This is a genomic window from Desulfomarina sp. (genome assembly GCF_054039375.1).
This window is the reverse complement of record NZ_JBPLBA010000281.1, coordinates 1-21,091: the sequence shown is the minus strand read 5'-3', so window position 1 is coordinate 21,091 and position 21,091 is coordinate 1. Positions and strand designations below refer to the sequence as shown.

The following is a 21,091-nucleotide window of genomic DNA, read 5'->3' as shown; positions in this document are numbered from 1 at the left end:
TTAAGGAGAGACATGGCACGGGGTGCTCCCTCCTCAAAAAAAACACGAAGACCCTGTTCCAGCTGATCATACCGGTCTGACAACAGATTGACTTCATCATCCGTCAAGCGGCTGAGTACATATTTTTCCACCGGAAAATCACGATGCACACCACCCTGACCCGGACGACCAATACCGATTTTCAAACGAAAAAAATCTTTTGTCCCAAGGTGCTGCACCACAGAGAGAATGCCCTTATGCCCACCGGCCCCACCCCCCCTGACCAGTTTGATTCGACCTGCTGCCATATCCAGATCATCCTGAATGACCAATATCCGATCAGGATCTATTTTAAAAAAGCGAGCATACTCAACGACACCTTTACCACTGAGATTCATATACGTCATGGGTTTCAACAGGAAAAGGCTTTGTCCAAAAAGACGTCCCGTCCCTGAAAGGGAATCCCATTTAAGGCGGTCTATGTCAATACGCCATCTGTCCGCAAGTTCATCCAGAACCATAAAACCTATATTGTGCCTGGTCCCCTCATACTCACCACCCTTGTTACCAAGACCGACGATGATTGAATTCCTGCTGCTCATAACTCTACCATGCCCCCTGATGGAAACAAAAAAAGTCCGGGAAAGTGATTCTCCCGGACTTTAAAAAACAACCTTTTGGAAAGATCAAAAATCAGGCGGCAGCTTCAACTTCAGCGGCCTCTTCTTCCTCTTCAGTATTTTCCATATCCTCAGGATCAATCTTGATACCCGCTTTCACCACGGCAATGGCTATCGCTTTCGGGTCAGTTTTCATTTTGATCCCTTCCGGCAGAGCAATATCGCCACATTTGACCACATCACCAATCACCATTTCCTTGATATTAACAGTACATTCATCAGGAATATCAAGAGGTTTTCCCTCTAGAACGATTGTCGAGTTATGCACCAGCAGTTCTCCACCAAGATCTTCACCTTTGGCAGGCCCATCATAGAAAACCGGCACATCAAACGCACGATCCTTTTCCAGATCGATTTCACAGAAATCAACGTGAATCAATGTGTCACGAACCGGATGGGTCTGCACTTCACCTATCAGCACACTTTTCTCTTCCTTTCCGTCGATTTTCAAGGTGACAATCGCATTACGCCGATAAATATCCAGTAATTTTCCGGTGAGTGTTTTGGTCTCCAGCTGTAGAGAAACAGCATCACCACCACTTCCATACACAACTGCGGGAGTCATCCCATCCATACGCAGTCTCCGCATCGCACCCTTTCCGGCTACCGACCTGAGAGAAGCAGACATTTCAACCTGAAGCATAATTCCTCCTTTACAAAACAGCCACTCCTGAATGACTCAGTGACTGACCATATTCATTAATAAATTGTAACTCCTCACAGGGGCAACAACTCTATGATTTTATTACATCTGAACTGTAATTGCTCACCTGCCACAGATTTTTACAGGCTCTACTGTTCCCTTTTCCCACCTGTGTCAGCAAAAGAGACCGCAAAAATCCGGGATACCTGTGAGTAAATACTAAATAATAATCCTGCACAACAAGCGACTTCTGTCACGTCAGAGCAGTGTAGACGGGACACTAAACAAAAAGATAACTCACCGAATCCTCATTATGAATCCTGTTGATCGCATCGGCGAGCAACTCGGAAACAGACAGCACCTTAATCTTCTCACATTTCTGAGCTTCCTCCCTCAGGGGTATGGAGTTGGTCACAACCAGCGATTTCAGCTCAGAATTGTTGATTCGTTCAATAGCCGGTCCGGAAAGGACAGGATGAGAACAACAGGCATGAACTTCCTTTGCTCCATTTTTCAACAGTGTTGCTGCTCCCGCACACAGTGTTCCAGCCGTATCGACCATATCGTCCATCAGGATGGCTACCTTACCAGCCACATCACCGATCACATGCATCGCCTCACACTCATTGGGTTTATCACGACGCTTGTCAATAATGGCCAGGCCCGAATTCAATCTCTTGGCAAATGCCCTTGTTCTCTCAACCCCGCCGGCATCAGGAGAAACCATTATGACATCAGAAAAATTTTCTTTGATATATTTGAGAACTACCGGGGCCGCATAAAGATGATCCACTGGAATATTAAAGAAACCCTGGATCTGGCCCGCATGAAGATCCATGCATAAAACACGTCGTACACCAACAGCCATAAACATTTCCGCCACCACCTTGGCAGTGATGGGCACTCTCGGGGCATTTTTTCTGTCCTGTCGGGCGTATCCGTAATACGGCACAACCGCAGTTATACGCCTGGCCGAAGCACGTCTGAGTGCATCCACCATAATAACCAGTTCCATCAGATGATCATTCACCGGTGTACAGGTGGGCTGAACGACAAAAACGTCCGTACCGCGGACGTTTTCTTTCACTTCGACAAAGATCTCACCATCGCTGAATTTCTTTACTTCAGCTTCACTCAGGGGCAGATGCAGATGGGCTGCAATTTCCTGAGCCATCTGCCTGTGAGCGTTACCCGAAAAAACCTTTATTATATTAGGCATTGTATCGAATTATGTTAAGAGCAGGTAGACATGCTCCGATGGCTGGGGCGGTAGGATTCGAACCTACGAATGCCGGGATCAAAACCCGGTGCCTTAACCACTTGGCCACGCCCCAGCGCTTGCTTTATAATTGCTCACGGGCACCCCAGTTTTTCTGTGGTCTCTTTTGTCCGCATAGGTAGGTAAAAGCGAAGAAAAGAGCCAGCAAAAATCTGCGGCAGGTGAACAATTACACTTCAGAGGTAATAAAATCATAGAGTTGCTATCCCTGTGACCAACTACCTTGCTTTTGTTATGAATACTTTATCTCCGAACTTGCGGATTAATCTACCGGCAACGCGTTCAAAATCCCACTCATCCGGTTTCTCCTTGCGGGGGAAAACCCCGAAGACAGTTGCGCCACTGCCTGACATCAATGCTTTCGATGCCCCGGAATCCAACAACATTCGTTTCATTCTGTCAATTTCAGAGTACCTTGCACAGGTAACCTTTTCAAGGTCATTATGCATCAGGTCCAACGGTAAAAAACCTGTTTTGCGCTTTTGAAAGCAAGACAACTTATATTTTTTGTCTGCAGTTGTCAAGAATAAATTATCAAATACCCAGCGGGTTGAAACGGAAAAACCCGGGTTCACCAGAACAAAGATATAATCTACCAGAGAATCTACAGGATACATGATATCTCCTATTCCACGGGCTATCACCGCATCATGATTCGCCACAAAGAAAGGGACATCTGCACCAAGACGACGACCAAGCTGTAAAAGTTTATCTTCGGACAAAGGCTCTCCGTACAATCTGTTCAAACCCTTCAATACAGCTCCCGCATCACTGCTTCCTCCACCCAGCCCTGCGGCAACCGGGATTTTTTTTTCAAGAAATATCTTTACACCGGCGGAAACCGATCCAGCCACTTCATTCAGAAAAAACTCCGCTGCACGGAAAACAAGATTATCTCTGCCTGCAGGAAGACCTGGATCACTGCAGGTCAGACTGATACCTGACCTGTCCACCAGTTCAACAGTCAGCAGGTCACACAGATCCAGTTTCTGCATCCAGGTTTCAAGTTCATGATAACCGTCTTGTCGACGTTTGAGCACACTCAGGCAGAGATTTATCTTTGCCGGCGCACGAAGCCGAATCTTCCTGGCTGAAAGTGGCATGATATTCTGTGATTCCTTCTACTTCTTGACCGCTTTAACGAACCTGAGTTTGATATCGTATAAAATATTCTTCAGCATCTCCTCTTCATCTGAAGAAAGATTTCCCTTTGTCTTATTCTGAATAAGCTCCAGAGTGTCAATTCCATGGCGCGCCAGTTCCAGATCGACAACCCTCTCCCCCGTTGCCGGGTCAACGATTTCACCCAGATGAAAAAGTACGGATGTGTTAAGTGACATGACAAAGGCGGAAAAAGTCACCTCCGGCATGACACATTTTCCTTCTCTGTCGGGTACTTTTCCTTCACCACATCCGCAATCACTCTCCTGTTTTTCTCCTGCCATTTTTTCACTCTCCTTTAGAGGTTCCGACAATCTCATTTCTTCATAATGCACAAGACAAAAAGGTAATTATCAAAAAAGGAGCAAGGTTCACTTAAACATTCTGTAACCCTGCTCCCTCTGCCTTAATCGTCATATCTTCTGCTCTTCACATGCCCGGCAGATCCAGCACCTGAGCATCTGCTATATTTTTAAGACTCCTTACCCGTTTTAGCAACTCTTTTGAGATCAATTCATTGGTACTGAGCAAAATAACGTTCTGATTGCTCTCCTCTTCACGGCCCACAGTCATCCTTGAAATATTGACGCCCGCCTCTCCAAGCGTAGTGCCGAGAGCTCCGATCACTCCGGGAACATCTTTGTTGTAAACCAGCAGCATGGGTCCGGAGGGCAGGGCCTCCAGCCTGAAACTGTTCAACCTGACCAGCCGGGGCTCCCTTCTCCCAAAAACTGTCCCGACAAGGACATCTTCACCCTTGTTCGTTACCACTTTTATGGAGAGCGTATTGGTGAAATCATCGGCTTTTTCAGTTTTTGACTCAACAACCTTGATTCCTCTATCCTTGGCAATAACAGGAGCATTGACAAAATTAACTGCATCTTTCAGGATCGGGGTAAAAAGGCCTTTCAGAAATGCTACCGTAACCGGAGTGATGTTCAGCTCGGCAAGCTCACCACCGTACTCCAGGTTGATTTCCTCAATTCCACCTTTGGCAATCTGCATATGGAGAGATCCGAGCATCTCTCCCAGGGTCAGGTACGGTCCCACCTGGGCCAGAACTTCATCACTGACGGAAGGAACGTTCACCGCATTGGTGACAGCCCCTTTCAATAGATAATCAGCAAGTTGTTCTGCTATAATGGTGGCTACATTTTCCTGGGCCTCACTGGTCGAGGCCCCGAGATGGGGAGTGCAGATGAAATTATCCAAACCAAGAAGCGGACAGTTTTCCAGGTTAGTGGGCTCATTGGCAAAGACATCAAGGGCCGCTCCTCCGATTCTGTTATTGACAAGAGCGTCATACAATGCTTCCTCATCACAGACACCTCCCCTGGCACAGTCGATGAACATACCGTCATTCTTCATATTTTCAAAAAAATCGGAGGAAACAAGATTCTTTGTTTCAGAAGTCAGAGGCACATGTACTGATATATAATCGGAACGTCTGGCAAGATCCAATAAGGAGACCAGTTCGACACCAAGTTTCTCAGCTATTTCCGCGGGAAGATGAGGGTCATAGGCAATGGTTTTCATTTTCAGTCCCTGGGCACGGCTGACAGCAATGCCCCCGATTCTGCCCATACCGACCACACCGAACACCTTGCCGGTCACCTCTCTTCCCATAAATTTTTTCTTTTCCCATTTTCCAGCCTTCATGGAGGAACAGGCACGTGGAATATTACGGGAAAGAGCCATCATCATGGCAATGGCATGCTCGGCAGCCGTGGTTGCGTTTCCGTCGGGGGCATTCATCACCACGATACCGCGTTGACTCGCCGCGGGAATATCCACATTATCCAGACCTATTCCGGCACGGCCGACCACCCTCAACCGATGGGCCGCATCAAGGATATCCGCCGTTACTTTTGTCGCACTACGGATTACAAGGCCGTCATATTCCCCTATGATCGCTTTCAGTTCTTCCGGTGCCAGTCCGGTGTTGACGTCAACTTCCAGCCCGGCTTTCTTCAGAATTTCCACACCGGATTTTGACAAATTATCACTGATCAGTACTTTCATAATATTTTCCACCATTAATTTTTTGGCCGAGATTGCACAGAAAACACGCAACTATTTAATATAAAAAGAATAAAATACAAATTGTCTCGTTGGCTTATAACGGAAAAATAAGCGTATCGGGAATCAACATGCAAATACAGAGAGGAAAATATACAGGGTAAGAGTGTGAAGAACAACAAAAAAACTCCAGGTGAGTGCAGCAAAATTACGGATTCCGTAAATTATTGTCAAAGCCGCCCGGTCACCGGATCATCATCCGACCATTCAGGCTGAATGAAAGTCCGAACTGGTACAAAATATTCAATTCAGGTTGAAGATTCCGGCATAAGCATATATATATCAGCCATCATCCTGAGTGTATGACCAGTTGCAGAAGATTCATTACCGTATCACCGGACACTCTCCACGTTGTGACTGATCACGGGAACAATAATTTTTTGATTTTATTATCTCCATATTATATTTTTTTTATTTCGAGGAGCCAACTGCATGACAGAAACACGATTACGATTTCCACCGAGCCCCACCGGGTATCTGCACATAGGTGGAGCCAGAACTGCACTTTATAACTGGCTTTACGCGAAAAAGACCGGAGGAAAACTCATTCTCCGCATTGAAGACACTGATACTGACCGCTCAACAAAGGAATCCATCCAGGGCATCCTTGACGGGCTTGAATGGCTGGGTATCGATTTTGATGAAGGGCCGTATTTCCAGACCGATTTCAGTGATGACCACAAGGCCAGTGCCGATAAACTGCTTCAATCCGGCCAGGCTTATAAGTGTTTCTGTACAAAGGAAGAACTGGACGCCAGACGTGAAGCGGCCCTTGCTGCCAAGAAGCCGCTGGGATATGACAGAACCTGCAGGAATCTCTCTCAAGAGGAGATCCAGGAAAAAGAAACGGCCGGTATCCCATACGTCATACGATTCAAAGTTCCCGAAAGAAGTGGCACTGTCGGCTATGACGACAAAATTCTTGGCCATATTACCTCCGATTACAGGGAAATTGACGACTTCGTCATTGTCCGCTCAAACGGCAAGCCTCTCTACCTGCTCTGCAATGTTACGGATGATATCCGTGATGGAATCACTCATATTATTCGTGGACAGGACCATATGACCAATACCATCAAACAGATTCTCCTCTACGAGGCACTGGGGGCACCTTTGCCCGTATTTGCCCATATGCCGCTGACCCTCGACACGAAAAAGGCAAAAATCTCCAAGAGAAGTCACGGAGAAATAGTCTCTGTTCAGTTTTACCGTGACCATGGTTTCATCCCATGGGCACTGAATAATTTCCTGGCCCTGCTTGGCTGGTCAGCCGGAGATGACCGTGAGATTTTTTCCCGGGAAGAACTGATAGAAAGCTTTTCTCTAGAACGTATCAACAAGTCCAGCTCTATTTTCAACTACAGAAAAAATGACCCCAAATTCTTCACGGACCCCAAGGCAATCTCGATAAATGAACACTACCTGCGAACAATGGATATTGAGGAACTTGGAAAAATGGTTGCCGTGGAACTGAAAAACGAAGCACTGTGGGACCCGGCTTATGAAACTGATAAAAAAGAATGGTACCTTGCAACACTGGACCTTATCCGTGACAGGTTTCACACATTGAAAGATTTCACTTCAGCTGGCAGAGCCTATTTCAGTGATGACTACACGGTTGAACAAAAACCGCTGAAAAAGAATATACTGAAACACGAGGGACTGAAACAATGGCTGCCTCAGCTGGCTGACCGCTATGAAACTCTCGAACGGTTTACCCTGGCAGAAACAGAGCGTGTGGCCCGTGAACTCGCCGCAGAACTTGAAATTAAACCCGGTATCATAATTAATGGTATGCGAACCGTGGTTACCGGACAGCTTGCTGGTCCTTCAATGTTTGACATTCTTATTGCAATCGGTCGTGAACGTGTTGTCGCCAGGTTGAGAAATATAGAGAAACTCTACCCCAACTGAAACGTAAAACAATCACATGGAAAAAAAAGACGATAGAGCAAAACAGGACAAACCACTGGATTTTATCCGCCAGATCATCGCGGATGACCTTAAGAGTGGAAAACACGACAAAATTATCACCCGTTTTCCTCCGGAACCAAATGGTTTTCTCCACATCGGCCATGCCAAGTCGATCTGTCTCAACTTTGGCATCAAGGAAGAAAATAACGGCGTCTGCAACCTGCGTTTTGATGATACCAACCCATGCAAGGAAGACAGCATTTACGTGGAAGCCATTAAAGAGGATGTGAGATGGCTTGGCTTTGACTGGGGAGAGCGTGCCCTGTTCTCGTCCGATTATTTCCCCCGACTTTATGAATATGCCATAGAGCTCATCAAAATGGGCAAGGCCTATGTCTGTGAGCTTTCCGCTGAAGAAATACGGGAATACAGAGGAACGCTGACTGAACCAGGAAAAAAAAGTCCCTGGCGGAACAGGCCGACAGAGGAAAATCTTGAACTTTTCAAGCGCATGAAAAAAGGAGAATTTGAAGAGGGGAGTCATGTTCTGAGGGCTAAAATCGATATGGCTTCGCCAAACCTCAACATGAGGGATCCCGTTATCTACCGGATATTGAAGGCAGAGCACCATCGAACAGGAAATACATGGAAAATATATCCCATGTACGATTACACCCACTGTCTCTCAGATATGCTGGAAAACATCACCCACTCCCTCTGCACCCTCGAGTTCGAAGACCATCGCCCTCTCTACGACTGGACTCTGGATACCCTGAACACCCCCTGCCATCCCAGGCAGATTGAGTTTGCCCGCCTGAACCTCACGTACACCATCATGAGCAAAAGAAAGCTGATGCAGCTGGTGGAAGGTGGACATGTGGACGGCTGGGATGATCCGCGCATGATCACCCTGTCCGGATTGCGAAGGCGCGGCTATACCCCCGCCTCCATCCGAAACTTTGCCGGAACTATTGGAGTGGGCAAACGTGACAGCTGGATAGACATGACTGTTCTCGAAAATGCCATACGGGATGACCTCAACCCCATAGCTCCCCGCAGAATGTGCGTTCTCGATCCGGTTAAAGTGATCCTGGATAATTATCCTGAAGGTCTCGTGGAGGAAGTGGAAGGAAAAAATCATCCCCAGAATCCGGAGATGGGCACCCGTATGCTGCCCTTTTCCAGGGAGCTGTATATTGAGCGTGCTGACTTCATGGAAGATCCACCCCGAAAATTTCACCGTCTGGGGCCCGGCCGTGAGGTTCGCTTACGCTATGGATATCTCATCCAGTATGTCTCCCATGAAAAAGATGAGAAAACCGGTGAAATAACTGTAATTCACTGCACATACGATCCCGAGACCAAGGGAGGGTCGGCCCCGGACGGCAGAAAAGTTAAAGGAACAATACACTGGGTTTCAGCCGAAAAAGGTATAAATATTACTGTCCGCCTCTATGACCGTCTGTTTAAAGTCGAAAATCCGGAGGAAGATAAAAATACTCATTTTACAGATCAGCTCAATCCCGACTCCATGATCACCATGGACAAGGCTGTCGCCGAGCCGGAAATTGCAGAACTCCCTCCGGGCACTACTATCCAGTTTGAAAGACAGGGTTACTTCTGCGTTGATCCAACAACATCAGATCAGAACAAACCCATTCTCAACAGAACAGTGACTCTGAGAGACTCCTGGGCAAAAAGAAAATCCTGACCCGGTTCAACACGCAGGAACAGCTGAATCTTCCTGCGGTAATTGCCCGGTGAGCTGTTGCTTCATGTTTTGACCGGTAAATAATTGAGGGGCACCTAAATTATTTACCGGACGTTAAAAAGATGTTGACTCCTGACTATGTTTGTTTTATCTAAAACAGAAGAAGGGAGGGAATAATGCTCAGAAAACGAGGAAGAAAAACCGGATGTTGCCCAAACAAGATGTCAAAGGTGCGGGAACGGACAAATTCACCGCAAAACAGTGAAACTACGGGCATCGAGAGCAAAAGAGCGACCGGCTGCAGACGTTTTTCAGACACTCTCAAAAGCTGCTTCGGCAGAAAAAGATGCCGACGACATGCGACACCTGAATCCCTGCAGAAATGCAGAGGGCGGGTCCGGGTCTGCAAGGTGAGAGGTGACAGAAAAATATGTGCGAAAATGGCAGCAATGGGAGTGTATCCCGGCGTCGAAGCTGATATAATCTGTGCTGAAGAAGGAAGCCGGTGTCTTCTGAAGGTTCACGGGGGGACCATCAGCCTGGATCCAGCACTTTCTGAAAACATTATTGTGACAAGCGTTTAACTTAAGGGAACCCTGGAGAATAAAAATTAAGGTAATTGCTCACAGGTACAGCAGCTTTTCACGGTCTCTTTTGTCCGCATAGGTAGGCTATAGCGAACAAAAGAGCCTGCAAAAATCTGCACCACCTGTGAGCAATTACAGTTCAGAGGTCAATATCGTTAACTTAAGGACAAGATGGTTAAGGAAAGACCCATTCTGACCTTGGCCGAGGGTGTCTGCAGCCAGGACGGCTGCAGTCAAGCCCCCAAGGACGGGTTTATGGCGTCCCTCGGACGAGGTCAGAATGGGGCTCATCGCTTAAGTTAACGACATTGACTTCAATCCTGCTGTTCAATCTTTTTTACAGCCTTGCCGAGTTTCTTCACTTCCTTCCGCAGCTCGGGCAGTTTCGCGAAAACAGCACTGGCTCTGGCCCATTGATGTACAGGTATCGCCGGTGCCCCTCCTATTCTGGCACCCGTGGCAACATCAGTATGCACACCTCCCCGGGCCGCAACCATTACCCTGTCACCGATTTTCACATGACCGGCTGTTCCGGCCTGTCCTCCCATGACCACATTCCTGCCGAGAGTAACCGAACCGGAGATACCAACCTGGGCAACGATCAAGCTGTTCTCCCCAACCACAACATTGTGGCCTACCTGAACAAGATTATCAATTTTAGCGCCGGACCTGATCCACGTAGTTCCGAACGTGGCTCTGTCAATAGTCGTATTGGCACCGATCTCAACATCATCTTCTATTCGCACATTACCCACCTGGGGCCTTTTCACATGACAGCCCTTCGCGTCAGTTGCGTATCCATAACCATCACTGCCGATTACTGCTCCCGGTTGAATAATTACCCTGTTTCCGAGAATACTCCTGTCACATATTGTCGCATTGGACTTGATAAGACATTCGTCACCGATTGTCACATCATTTCCGATTACAACCCCTGCCTCTATCGTAACTTTTTTTCCTATAGTCACCCGATCACCGAGAACAACCATTGGACCAATAGTGATTTCATCACTGATTTCGCAGTCTTCACCGACAAACGCCCTGCTGTTTATTCCTTTTGCCTGAAATTCGTCCTCAAGGATATAACTGTGAACAATGGCCGCAGCAAGATACGGGTCTCTGACAATGACCAGGGGACGACTTCCATCGCCTTCCACGCCTTCCGGTACAATAAAAGCGGCTCCTTGACTCGTTTTCAGAAGATCCTGATCCTTTTTTTTCACCAGAAATGACATATCCCCTGGCCCAGCCTGATCGAGTGAGGCAAAGCCCCTGATCATGACAGAACCATCACCATCAACCCGTCCCCCTGCCATCCCGGCAAGAACTTCAACGGTAACTTCTTTTTCAATCATAGCCGTACCCCAGTTATAAAATATGTTTATCTGAAAAGTCTCAACTGAGGGTTGTACCGCTGCAGTCGGGATTTTCATTGGCTTTTTCTACCCATCGGGCATAAATAGCCGAACCATGGAGTTCAGCCATGCCGGTTTGTCTGGAATCCTGACTCGTAATCAGAGATAAAGAAAATACTCTCTTCTCAACTCATCAAATTCAGCCAGATCCTTCTGCCATCTCATCTCGATTTCATCAAGGGGGACCTGTTGTTCCAGTCCGAGGCGAACACCTTTATCACCAATGATCAGGTCCAGGGGCAGTTTCTCAAATTCATATTCATACGGGGGTGATTTATAGGAAAATTCCCCCCCGTATAATCCCATGACAGCCCGCAGTAACGCCAGACCGGTTCTGTAGGGACGAAACTCCGATTCATTAGTAACATATATATGGAATCCAAAACAATTATTTCCGGACCATTTCCCCGATGTCGGCTGAAATACAACTGGTCGCAGGATGCAGCCTGGCAAATCATCCCCGGCAAGGATATCGGTGATTTCATCATGATTCCAGTACGGTGCCCCGACAAATTCAAAAGGTTGCGTAGTTCCCCGCCCTTCAGAAACGGTCGTTCCTTCCCAGAGTACCTGACCGGGATAGACCATGGCTGTTTCAGGTGTGGGCATATTGGGAGAGGGTGCTATCCATGGATAACCACAATGTCTGTAGGTCATTGATCGCTTCCATCCTTTCAGGGGAATAATTTCCAGTTCAACCCCGATTCCATACTCAGCGTTGATCAGCAGTGCAAGCTCTCCCATGGTAAGACCATGACGCATGGGCAGTGGATACATCCCCACGAACGACCTGCAGTTATCCTGCAGGATATTCCCCTCGATCAGCTTACCTCCGATGGGATTGGGACGATCCAGGATAATAATTTTCTTTCCACATTCAGCCGCCCGTTCCAGACAATAGGCCATAGTGTAGATAAAGGTATAGACCCGTGTACCAACATCAATCAGATCAATAAAAAGAATATCCAGATCGGCAAACATGGATTCTGTCGGTTTACGATACTCCCCATATAAACTGTAAATGGGTAATCCTGTAACAGGATCGCTCTGATGAGCAGATTCGATCATATTATCCTGTTTTTCGGAAAAAAAACCGTGCTGAGGGGAAAAAAGAGTCGTGAATTGCGAACCGAATTTTTTCTGAAGAAGCACTCGAGCATGCTCAAGCTTCGCATTTACGGATGCCTGATTGGACAGCAGGCCGAATCGACAACCTTTCCAGTCGTGCTGCCGCTGGTCTGCAAGGACATCCAGTCCCGTTTTTATCATAGAATTGTTGTCCCTGTAAGGAGTCAATGTCGTTAACTTAAGGATAATATGGTTCCGGAAAGTCCCATTCTGACCTTGGCCGAGGGTGTCTGCAGCCGGGGACGGGTTTATGGCGTCCCTCAGACGAGGTCAGAATGGGACTCATCGCTTAGGTTAACAACATTGTGTAAGGAGTTACCTTTTTCAGACGAATACTCTAACGGGCAAAGAGAAAAAAGTCAAAAAGATGATGGCGGAAAAAAGGGCATCCCGGATAAACCAGGATGCCCTGAAAAACATTGGATAATTTCTACCTGTGTCACATCAACGATGAAATGATGTAAACTTTTGTGCCATTCTGCCTGCGGCTTTAACCAGGGTTGAATATTATGAACGGTTGGAAAATGTATTGAAATGGACAAATTCCGCCATTTCCTTTCTTCTGGGCGGCTTCGGTTCCATATCCGGGTAACCGATGGGGATCAGCGAAACCAATTCATACCCTTCGGGAACACGAAGCAGCTCTTCAGCCTTTTCGTGATCGAATGAACCAATAATAACGGATCCAAGACCCAGCTCATGGGCCATGAGTGAAATATTCTGACTGACCAGTCCAAGATCATAAAGGAACCAGTGTTCATACCTGGTCACCTGTTTTCCCTTGTAATATCCCGATTTATCTGGTCGCCCGCAGACCGCAATGACAACCGGTGCCCTGGCCGTTGCCGGAGTTCCAGGATTTTTTGCTGAAAGCAGTTCGGACAGCTTTTTTTTCAGATCACCATCCTGGACAACCACAAGTTCACAGCACTGCAGATTGCCCCATGAGGGAGCCCATCGCCCGGCTTCCAGGATACTATCCAGTTTCTCCTGCTCGATCTCTTTCTCGAGAAAACGTCTTATGCTCCTGCGTTCGAGTATGTTGCTTCTGTTCTGCATTCTTCAACCTCCTCTCCAGGTATGATTCAAACTCCATTCAAGTAATTCTCCTGCCGGTTATACGTTTCCTCTCAGGAAAAGGACTGGAGAATTTCCCGTGAAATGATCAATCGCTGAATCTCACTTGTTCCCTCGTAAATTGTGGTTATTCTGGCATCACGGGAATAGCGTTCGATTGGGTAATCTTTTGTGTAGCCATATCCACCGAGGATCTGCATAGCCTCATAGCAGGCCCTGTTTGCGGCTTCGGTGGCAAATACTTTTGCCATGGAAGCCTCTTTTGCAAACTTTTGCCCCTGTTCCTTTCTGAATGCCGCATTCATCAGCAAAAGCCGTGCTGCTTCAAGTTCCGTATAAGCATCGGCTATTTTCCACTGGATTGCTTGAAAATCACTTATTTTCCTGCCAAACTGCTTTCGTTCAAGAGAGTACCTGGTTGCACTGTCCATGGCCGCAAGCCCCAGTCCCAGACCGAGTGAACCGATTCCTATTCGCCCTCCGGCGAGCTCAGAAACCGCCACCCTGAAACCGTCGTTCAATTTTCCCATGAGGGCTGAACCGGGAATACGGCAATCCTGGAAAATAATCTCATTGGTGGCAGAGGCGTGCTGTCCCAGTTTTTCCTCCCTTTTCCCGACAATAAGGCCGTTGGTGCCCTGTTCCACCAGAAACAGGCTGATTCCTTTCCCTTTCGGCGCTTTTGGATCCGTCACGGCCCAGACAACAAAGACACCGGCACATGACCCTGAGGTAATAAATATCTTTGAGCCATTGATAATCCAGTCGTCACCGTCCCGAACAGCCGCAGTTGTCATTCCCGCCGGATCTGACCCCGCTCCCGGCTCTGTGAGAGCAAAGGCTCCCGCAGGATATTCACCGCTGCAGATTTTAGGAATGTACTGCTGCTTCTGTTCTTCAGTTCCCAGCGCCTGAATGACCTCATTGACCATGTTGTTCACGGAAACTGTGACAGCCGTGGCAGCACATGCGCGCGCTATTTCCGTCATGGCAACACTGAAGGCTATAACCCCTGCTTCCGCGCCGCCATATTCTTCCTTTATGTTCAGGCCCATGAACCCTACTTCGGCGAGCTTTTTAAGATTATCATAAAAAATCGCATCATTCCCACCTTTATCCAGGTCCCCCGCCACCGGTTCAAGTTCCGTCATGGCAAAATCACGGGCTGTTTCCTGGATGAGCTTTTGTTCTTCTGTCAGATCAAGATACATATTCATTCCTGTTTATCTGAAAATCCACGACTGAGGGTTGTCCCGCCGCAGGCTGGATTTTCTTTGTCTTTTTGTTCCCATCGGGCATAAATGGCTGAGCCGTGGAATCGGGGCCTATTGATCTTATTTGCCGCTGAATTCCGGTTTTCTTTTTCCTAAAAATGCCTGCATACCCTCTTTCTGATCATTGCTGGTAAAGCAGAGACTGAACAGATCGACCTCATAACCGCACCCGCGCTGAAGATCCATTTCGATGCCATTATTGACAGCATCTTTACATAACTGAACGGCAACCGGACTCCTCGAACAGATCATTTCCGCCAGGGAAAGGCATTCAGTCATCAAAGTATCATGGGGAACAACCCGATTAACCAGACCGATTCTTTCGGCTTCAGCAGCATCAATCATTTTCCCGGAAAAAAGCAATTCATTGGCATGCCCCTTTCCCACCAGTCTCGGCAACCTCTGAGTGCCGCCAAAACCTGGAATAACACCCAGATTTACTTCCGGCTGACCAAACTTCGCCCTGTCACTTGCGAGCCGCATGTCACATGCCAGGGCAAGTTCGCAGCCTCCCCCCAGAGCAAAACCGTTTACTGCTGCAATAACCGGTTGACGAAGGTTTTCAATGACTCCGAGAACCTCATGACCAAGTTTACCGAACTCTCTGGCCTCTCTTGGAGCAAGACCCTCCATGAATGAGATATCAGCACCGGCAACAAAAGATTTATCCCCGCCGCCGGTCAGAATTACCACGAGAATTTCACGATCTGCCGCAATAGAGTTAAAGCAGGCAAGCAGTTCCACCAGTGTTTCATTATTCAACGCATTCAATGCCTCAGGCCGATTAATGGAAACAGTTGCAATTCCAGCCTCAACTTTTTTTTCAATATTTTTCCAACTCATTTTTTTCTCCGGTTTCAGGTTTAAGGGAAAATTTCCAGGCACAGAACCACTCGGCAGGATGAGCATCCGGAGGGCAACCTATGCATTCGGTTGAAATTCTACTGTCGATAGCCCTGGCGAAATAAGTGTATTCCACGAGCCCTCCCGATTTACACGGATAATCATCCAGGCCTTTTCGGTTACGTGCGTTCTGTACACGACATTTATTCATCTGAAAGACAAAACTCTCATCGGTTTCTTCAACTATGGACTGCTCATTTATTGATTCATAGACCCGAAAACCGAGTGCTCTCTTTAATCCCTCAAGCCCTGGTTGCGGCCCCAGGTTCAGCATTTTCCTGATGGCAGAAGCCTCGTAGGGAGAAAACTGACCCCAGCAGGAATCATTGCACCTTTTGGCATCATTCATCGATTCGGAAAATTCAATGGCCTGAAACCATACACCATCATTCACCAGCCAGTTTTTTGCCAGTCTTTCTTTAAGCTTCAGCAGCTTTTCCGGATCCATTTTCAAAAGGAGCTCGGGAACTGTTCCCGCCATCTCAAATCCCAAAAGAGCCGACAGGTGTTTCATCTGAATAGCACAACTTTTTTTCGTTACAGTGTGAAGAAGGTCCAGAGCCTTTTCCATGCCAAGTTGATGTTTTGCCTCGGCAAACCAGAGACCGTGGTGAACAATGATTCTCTGGATGAGCTCCAGAACAAACTCTGCCGTCTCTTCATGACCAAGCTCCTGCGCTTTCCGTGCCTTTTCAAACATTGACTCCTCCATGTATGTAACTGGTCACAGGGGTAGCAATCATATGATTTCTTGATTACCCATGAAACTCAGCCAAATTGTGGATGTGCCTGTTTTATCAGGCTAGCCTACGGTCAAAAATCACTTGACATCTCAATTGATAAGTAATTCAAATGAAAATGTGTCAGTCCAGATTATTTTATAATCAGTCTAATGTGATTTTTGAAATACGCCTGATAAAACAGGCCCAATCCCCAGATTCACAAATAACAGGCTGAGTTTCATACATAATCAGATATGATTTTATTACCTCTGAACTGTAATTGTTCACAGGTGCCACAGATTTACTAATCTGCCGCACTAACCTCGGTTATCTGATCCGGAAACAGAGTCAATGGTTCAAGCCCGCTTTCGGTCACCAGGTGGGTGTTTTCGATTCCAGCAATACCAACACCAGGGAAAATAGTTTTCGGTTCCAGGGCAATAATCATCCCCTCCTCAAGACCCAGTTGCTGTCCCTTGGCAATAAAGGGGAATTCATCGAGCTCAAGCCCAACACCATGCCCCGTAAAACGAATACGTCTTTCACCCACACCCATGAAATTTTCACCATAACCAAGTTTCTGCGCCGTAGAAACCATGATTTCATACAGCTCACCTGTCACAGCGCCGGGCTTTGCCTTCACAACAATTTCATTTTGAATTTCAAGCATTGCCTTGTGGGCATCAAGAATTTTATCCGAAACTTTGCCAATTGAAAAAATTCTTGCATGATCAGAAAGATAACCATCAACAGCAAAAACATAATCAAACAGAACCGGCTCATTTTTTTTTATGATATTATACCCGGCACCCTGGGCTACAAAGGGACTCACACCCTTTCCCCCCGTAGGGGACGCAAGATAACTGGAGACCGCGGCTGCCGGACCACTGAGAAGGTGACCGTAGAAGAGCTCTCCCCCCCACATACGCATACGGACAATCCCCTGGTGACCGAGTTTTCTAGCATACGCCTCCAGTTCTCCCGCGAGCTCAACCTCTTTTTTCCCAGGCTCCAGCAGCTCGGACATCCGTTTGGCCAGTTTGTCCGATAATTGACACGACAGGCGGATTTTTTCAATTTCAAAGGGAGATTTGATTCCCCGAAGAAGACGAATTTCCATAGAGATATCGACTAATTCACTCTGGCTGAAAATCTTCTGCTGCTGAAAATAGAGATTTGCAGGCAGAACATCGAGCTCCAGACCAAGTTTTTCGGGAAGTGACAGGCCAAAATCAACAATACTTTGCGGAATTTTTTTCGCACCGGCAAGAAAAACAATATTTTCAACGGGCGATTCCATTTTTGCCCGCTCAAAATCTTTAACAACCATGAGAAGCGGTTGCCCCTCCAGCGGCACATAAAGACAGCCCTGCTGTCCAGTAGCAGCAAAATAAAACAGATCAGTTTTCTGCTGGATCAGAACTCCGTCTATATTTTTTCCGGCCATGGCTTTTTGCAGCCTGTCTATTCTCCTGGCAACTTCTCCTGCAGGTGCAACTTTTGTCTCTGTCTCTTTCATGATTTCCTTATTGGTTCCGGGATCAGCCACTATTTTGAATAATCGTAAAATCCCCTGCCGGTTTTTCTTCCGAGCCAACCGGCCTCAACATATTTTCTCAGCAACGGACAGGGACGATACTTTGAATCCTTGAAACCGTCATACAGCGTTTCCATAATAGCCAGACAGGTGTCAAGACCAATCAGGTCAGCAAGGGCAAGCGGTCCCATGGGGTGATTCATGCCAAGACGCATGACTGTATCAATATCTTCGGGCTTACCCACGTTCTGATAAAGACAGAAAACTGCTTCATTAATCATGGGCAACAGAATCCTGTTGGCAATAAATCCTGGAAAATCATTGGCCTCTGCCGGAGTTTTACCGAACTTCTCACAGAGCTCCCAGGTGATATCAAAGGTTTCGGCCGAAGTTGCCAGACCTTTGATTACTTCCACCAGTTTCATAACCGGCACAGGGTTCATAAAGTGCATGCCGATAACCTTCTCCGGACGTTTTGTCTGGGAGGCAATCCTGCCGATTGGGATTGAGGAGGTATTGGTTGACAGAATAACATGTTCAGGGCAGACTTCATCGAGTTCCCGGAAAATACCGAATTTAAGATCTTCTTTTTCAACAGCTGCCTCGACAACAAAATCCACCGACGCCATATCGGCCAGATTTGTCGTTGTGGAGATTCTACCGAGAATTGCGTCTTTTTCATCCGCACTGATCCGACCCTTATCTATTGAACGACTGAGGTTTTTCTCTATATTGGCAATACCTTTTGCGGTAAATTCCTCCGCGATATCACTCATCAACACTTCAAGTCCACTTGCTGCGGCCACCTGAGCAATGCCGTTACCCATCTGACCGGAACCAATTACACCAAATTTCTTTACCTGCATAGTATTTCTCCTTTTATAATAGATGAGTTGTAACTCTTCACGGGGGGGGTAACAACTGTATGATTCTATTACATCTGAACTGTAATTGCTCACCTGCCACAGATTTTTGCAGACTCTTCTTCTCTATAGCCCCCTACCTATGCGGACAGAAGAGACCGTGAAAAGCTGGGGTACCTGTGAGCAATTACGATGAGTTGTATGGTCAGAATGCACCCTGGATCATCGTTTAACAATCAAGGCAACGGCTTCGCCACCACCAAGACAGAGAGAAGCCAGTCCTTTTTTCAGATTTCTTCTTTTCATTTCATAGAGCAGGGTTGTCAGAAGGCGTGCTCCACTGGCTCCGATGGGATGCCCTATTGCCACACTGCCACCGTTTACATTAACAATATTCGTATCAAGTTCAAGAACCCTGTTAATCGCCACCGAAGTCCCACTGAAGGCTTCATTGATTTCAAAAAGCTCAATATCGTCCGCCGTAATTCCTTCTTTCTTCAAAACTTTCGGAATTGCAAGAACAGGCGCCATCAGGACATGTTCAAGCTCAATGGCCGCGGAAGCCTGAGCCCCGACTGTTGCCATTATCGTGCATCCAAGTTCCTCTGCTTTTTCCCTGCTCATCATAACTACGGCGGCTGCTCCATCACTGATAACAGAAGCATTGCCCGCTGTCCCGACACCATCTTTTTTAAATGCAGGCCGCATTTTTTCAAGACTCTCGTAGGATGTGGGCACAGGACACTCATCGGTATCAAACTGTTTTGTCTTTCCACCCCTTAATGGAATGGTTACCGGTACAATCTCCTCCTTGAATACTCCGTTTTCAATACCTTTCAACGCCTTTGCATATGATTCTTCTGCAAAAAGATCCTGATCTTTTCTGCTGACCTGCCATTTTTCGCAGATCAGCTCATTGGACATACCCATATGAAAATCGTTGACAATATCCCACAGCCCGTCGTGAACCATATGGTCTTCTATCTTACCAGGCCCCATCCGATGCCCCCAGCGCCCTTTTTCCAGATAGTAGGGGGCCATACTCATATTCTCCATACCACCGGCTACAATGACATCGGCATCACCGCACTGGATTGCCTGGGCTGCCAGCATGGCACTTTTCAGGGAGGACCCGCAGACCTTGTTAACAGTAATCGCTTCAACCTTCTGAGGAAGATCCGCCTTGATAGCTGCCTGTTTGGCGGGGTTCTGTCCATAACCGCAGGGTAACACCATCCCCATGATGCATTCATCCACCACCGAATCATCTATACCGGCCCGGGAAACAACTTCCCGAATGACAAGTCCTCCAAGATCCGTTGCTCCGATTTTGCTGAGAGTCCCTCCAAAGCTGCCAAAAGGAGTTCTTGCCGCACTGACTATCACTGCTTCTTTCATATTTTTTCTCCGGTAAATTTGCCAATTACAGTATTCAGGTATCAATTTCAAGGCACCTTAAAGCCTTCAGTTCTGAGCATGGATTAGCCGGTAAAAATTTTTAACAGATAAGTAATCACTAATAAAACAGTGAGTTACTAACCTGTATGGAGTTACATAATATCTTGAAATAAACCAGCAAAGAAAACCGACCAAGCGCTCAATCATATTGATGTTGACCGACGCTTTTCTATTTGTCAATCATTTTTTAACAGACTCTTAAATAACCTGTCCTGGATTTCCATGTATTTATTTTCTCCTATAAATCCAATGTCTCAGGCAGATAAAATAATTTAAGTTGTTATTTCAATATATTACAACATTCTTACAAATACCGGTTTTTCATTTTTCCCTGATTACCTTTCATGAAACTCAGTTGGGTTGGAGATGTGCCAGGTTTTGGGAAGTTAAAGTGCAGGATTAAGGTTACATAAAGTGAGGAGTTATATTGATTCTCGTGTCTCCCGCAGATAATCGTCACCTCCGAATTCATCAGTTTCAAGATTCTGACCTCAATTCATTTAACATTTCCCGAAAATAAAAAAAACCTTTGACAAACATAAATATATATTATCTATTGCACCCAAGGATACCGACCGAGCGCTCAGTTTGTCACTTGGTCACAGAAAAAAGGGTATATTCATCACCCTGAAAGTTACTTTCAAATCTATATTGCAAGGAGTCATTTATGAGTATGAAAAG

At 46.7% G+C, this 21,091-nt stretch carries 18 protein-coding genes and 1 tRNA gene; 3 read left to right on the top strand and 16 right to left on the bottom strand.

Annotation, left to right across the window (positions count from 1 at the left end):
* The 7 genes from pth to serA form a co-directional block, all read right to left on the bottom strand.
* A partial coding sequence (gene pth, locus ACXLDX_RS15655) for an aminoacyl-tRNA hydrolase (protein ID WP_457578122.1) occupies positions 1 to 581 on the bottom strand: 581 nt, incomplete at its 3' end.
* A 91-nt stretch (positions 582 to 672) separates the two neighbouring features.
* A complete protein-coding gene (locus ACXLDX_RS15650) occupies positions 673 to 1,302 on the bottom strand; it encodes a 50S ribosomal protein L25 (protein WP_457578121.1) in 630 nt (209 codons plus the stop codon).
* A gap of 280 nt (positions 1,303 to 1,582) precedes the next feature.
* Positions 1,583 to 2,521: a ribose-phosphate pyrophosphokinase gene (locus ACXLDX_RS15645; protein WP_457578120.1), complete on the bottom strand. Its 939-nt coding sequence runs from the start codon at positions 2,519 to 2,521 to the stop codon at positions 1,583 to 1,585.
* Between the two features lie 39 nt (positions 2,522 to 2,560).
* Positions 2,561 to 2,636: transfer RNA gene (locus ACXLDX_RS15640), tRNA-Gln, on the bottom strand.
* 163 nt (positions 2,637 to 2,799) lie between these two features.
* Positions 2,800 to 3,684, bottom strand: coding sequence for a 4-(cytidine 5'-diphospho)-2-C-methyl-D-erythritol kinase (ispE, locus tag ACXLDX_RS15635; RefSeq protein WP_457578119.1), 885 nt, complete (start codon positions 3,682 to 3,684; stop codon positions 2,800 to 2,802).
* An 18-nt stretch (positions 3,685 to 3,702) separates the two neighbouring features.
* Entirely contained in the window at positions 3,703 to 4,026 is a 324-nt protein-coding gene (locus tag ACXLDX_RS15630) for a DUF1844 domain-containing protein (RefSeq protein WP_457578118.1), read from the bottom strand.
* Positions 4,027 to 4,171: 145 nt separating this feature from the next.
* Positions 4,172 to 5,764, bottom strand: a complete 1,593-nt coding sequence (gene serA / locus ACXLDX_RS15625; RefSeq protein WP_457578117.1) for a phosphoglycerate dehydrogenase — start codon at positions 5,762 to 5,764, stop codon at positions 4,172 to 4,174.
* A 489-nt stretch (positions 5,765 to 6,253) separates the two neighbouring features.
* Here serA and gltX point away from each other — a divergent pair, with 489 nt between their 5' ends.
* The 3 genes from gltX (at position 6,254) to ACXLDX_RS15610 (ending at position 10,030) form a co-directional block, all read left to right on the top strand.
* Positions 6,254 to 7,735, top strand: coding sequence for a glutamate--tRNA ligase (gene gltX / locus ACXLDX_RS15620; RefSeq protein ID WP_457578116.1), 1,482 nt, complete (start codon positions 6,254 to 6,256; stop codon positions 7,733 to 7,735).
* 16 nt (positions 7,736 to 7,751) lie between these two features.
* Complete coding sequence (locus tag ACXLDX_RS15615; protein ID WP_457578115.1) at positions 7,752 to 9,446, top strand: glutamine--tRNA ligase/YqeY domain fusion protein; 1,695 nt, start codon at positions 7,752 to 7,754, stop codon at positions 9,444 to 9,446.
* Positions 9,447 to 9,622: 176 nt separating this feature from the next.
* A complete protein-coding gene (locus ACXLDX_RS15610; RefSeq protein WP_457578114.1) occupies positions 9,623 to 10,030 on the top strand; it encodes a FeoA family protein in 408 nt (135 codons plus the stop codon).
* 317 nt (positions 10,031 to 10,347) lie between these two features.
* Here the strand turns inward: ACXLDX_RS15610 and lpxD are convergent, their stop codons facing one another.
* The 9 genes from lpxD to ACXLDX_RS15565 all read right to left on the bottom strand — a co-directional run bounded on the left by lpxD (position 10,348) and on the right by ACXLDX_RS15565 (position 20,350).
* The gene (gene lpxD, locus ACXLDX_RS15605; protein WP_457578113.1) at positions 10,348 to 11,388 is read right to left on the bottom strand and encodes a UDP-3-O-(3-hydroxymyristoyl)glucosamine N-acyltransferase; all 1,041 of its coding nucleotides are present in this window, start codon (positions 11,386 to 11,388) and stop codon (positions 10,348 to 10,350) included.
* 159 nt (positions 11,389 to 11,547) lie between these two features.
* Positions 11,548 to 12,717 carry an exo-beta-N-acetylmuramidase NamZ family protein gene (locus ACXLDX_RS15600; RefSeq protein ID WP_457578112.1) on the bottom strand — a complete coding sequence of 390 codons (1,170 nt, stop codon included), beginning with the start codon at positions 12,715 to 12,717 and terminating at the stop codon, positions 11,548 to 11,550.
* A 366-nt stretch (positions 12,718 to 13,083) separates the two neighbouring features.
* Entirely contained in the window at positions 13,084 to 13,635 is a 552-nt protein-coding gene (locus ACXLDX_RS15595) for a nitroreductase family protein (RefSeq protein ID WP_457578111.1), read from the bottom strand.
* A 71-nt stretch (positions 13,636 to 13,706) separates the two neighbouring features.
* A complete protein-coding gene (locus ACXLDX_RS15590; protein ID WP_457578110.1) occupies positions 13,707 to 14,864 on the bottom strand; it encodes an acyl-CoA dehydrogenase family protein in 1,158 nt (385 codons plus the stop codon).
* Between the two features lie 123 nt (positions 14,865 to 14,987).
* Complete coding sequence (locus ACXLDX_RS15585) at positions 14,988 to 15,770, bottom strand: enoyl-CoA hydratase-related protein (RefSeq protein WP_457578109.1); 783 nt, start codon at positions 15,768 to 15,770, stop codon at positions 14,988 to 14,990.
* On the bottom strand, positions 15,751 to 16,530 hold the full coding sequence (locus tag ACXLDX_RS15580; protein ID WP_457578108.1) for a DUF6125 family protein: 780 nt from the start codon (positions 16,528 to 16,530) through the stop codon (positions 15,751 to 15,753). Before ACXLDX_RS15580 ends, ACXLDX_RS15585 begins: the two co-directional genes overlap by 20 nt.
* 326 nt (positions 16,531 to 16,856) lie before the next feature.
* Positions 16,857 to 18,149: a M24 family metallopeptidase gene (locus ACXLDX_RS15575; protein ID WP_457578107.1), complete on the bottom strand. Its 1,293-nt coding sequence runs from the start codon at positions 18,147 to 18,149 to the stop codon at positions 16,857 to 16,859.
* The gene (locus ACXLDX_RS15570) at positions 18,101 to 18,955 is read right to left on the bottom strand and encodes a 3-hydroxybutyryl-CoA dehydrogenase (protein ID WP_457578106.1); all 855 of its coding nucleotides are present in this window, start codon (positions 18,953 to 18,955) and stop codon (positions 18,101 to 18,103) included. Before ACXLDX_RS15570 ends, ACXLDX_RS15575 begins: the two co-directional genes overlap by 49 nt.
* Positions 18,956 to 19,174: 219 nt before the next feature.
* Positions 19,175 to 20,350: an acetyl-CoA C-acetyltransferase gene (locus tag ACXLDX_RS15565; protein ID WP_457578105.1), complete on the bottom strand. Its 1,176-nt coding sequence runs from the start codon at positions 20,348 to 20,350 to the stop codon at positions 19,175 to 19,177.
* Positions 20,351 to 21,091: the final 741 nt, after the last annotated feature.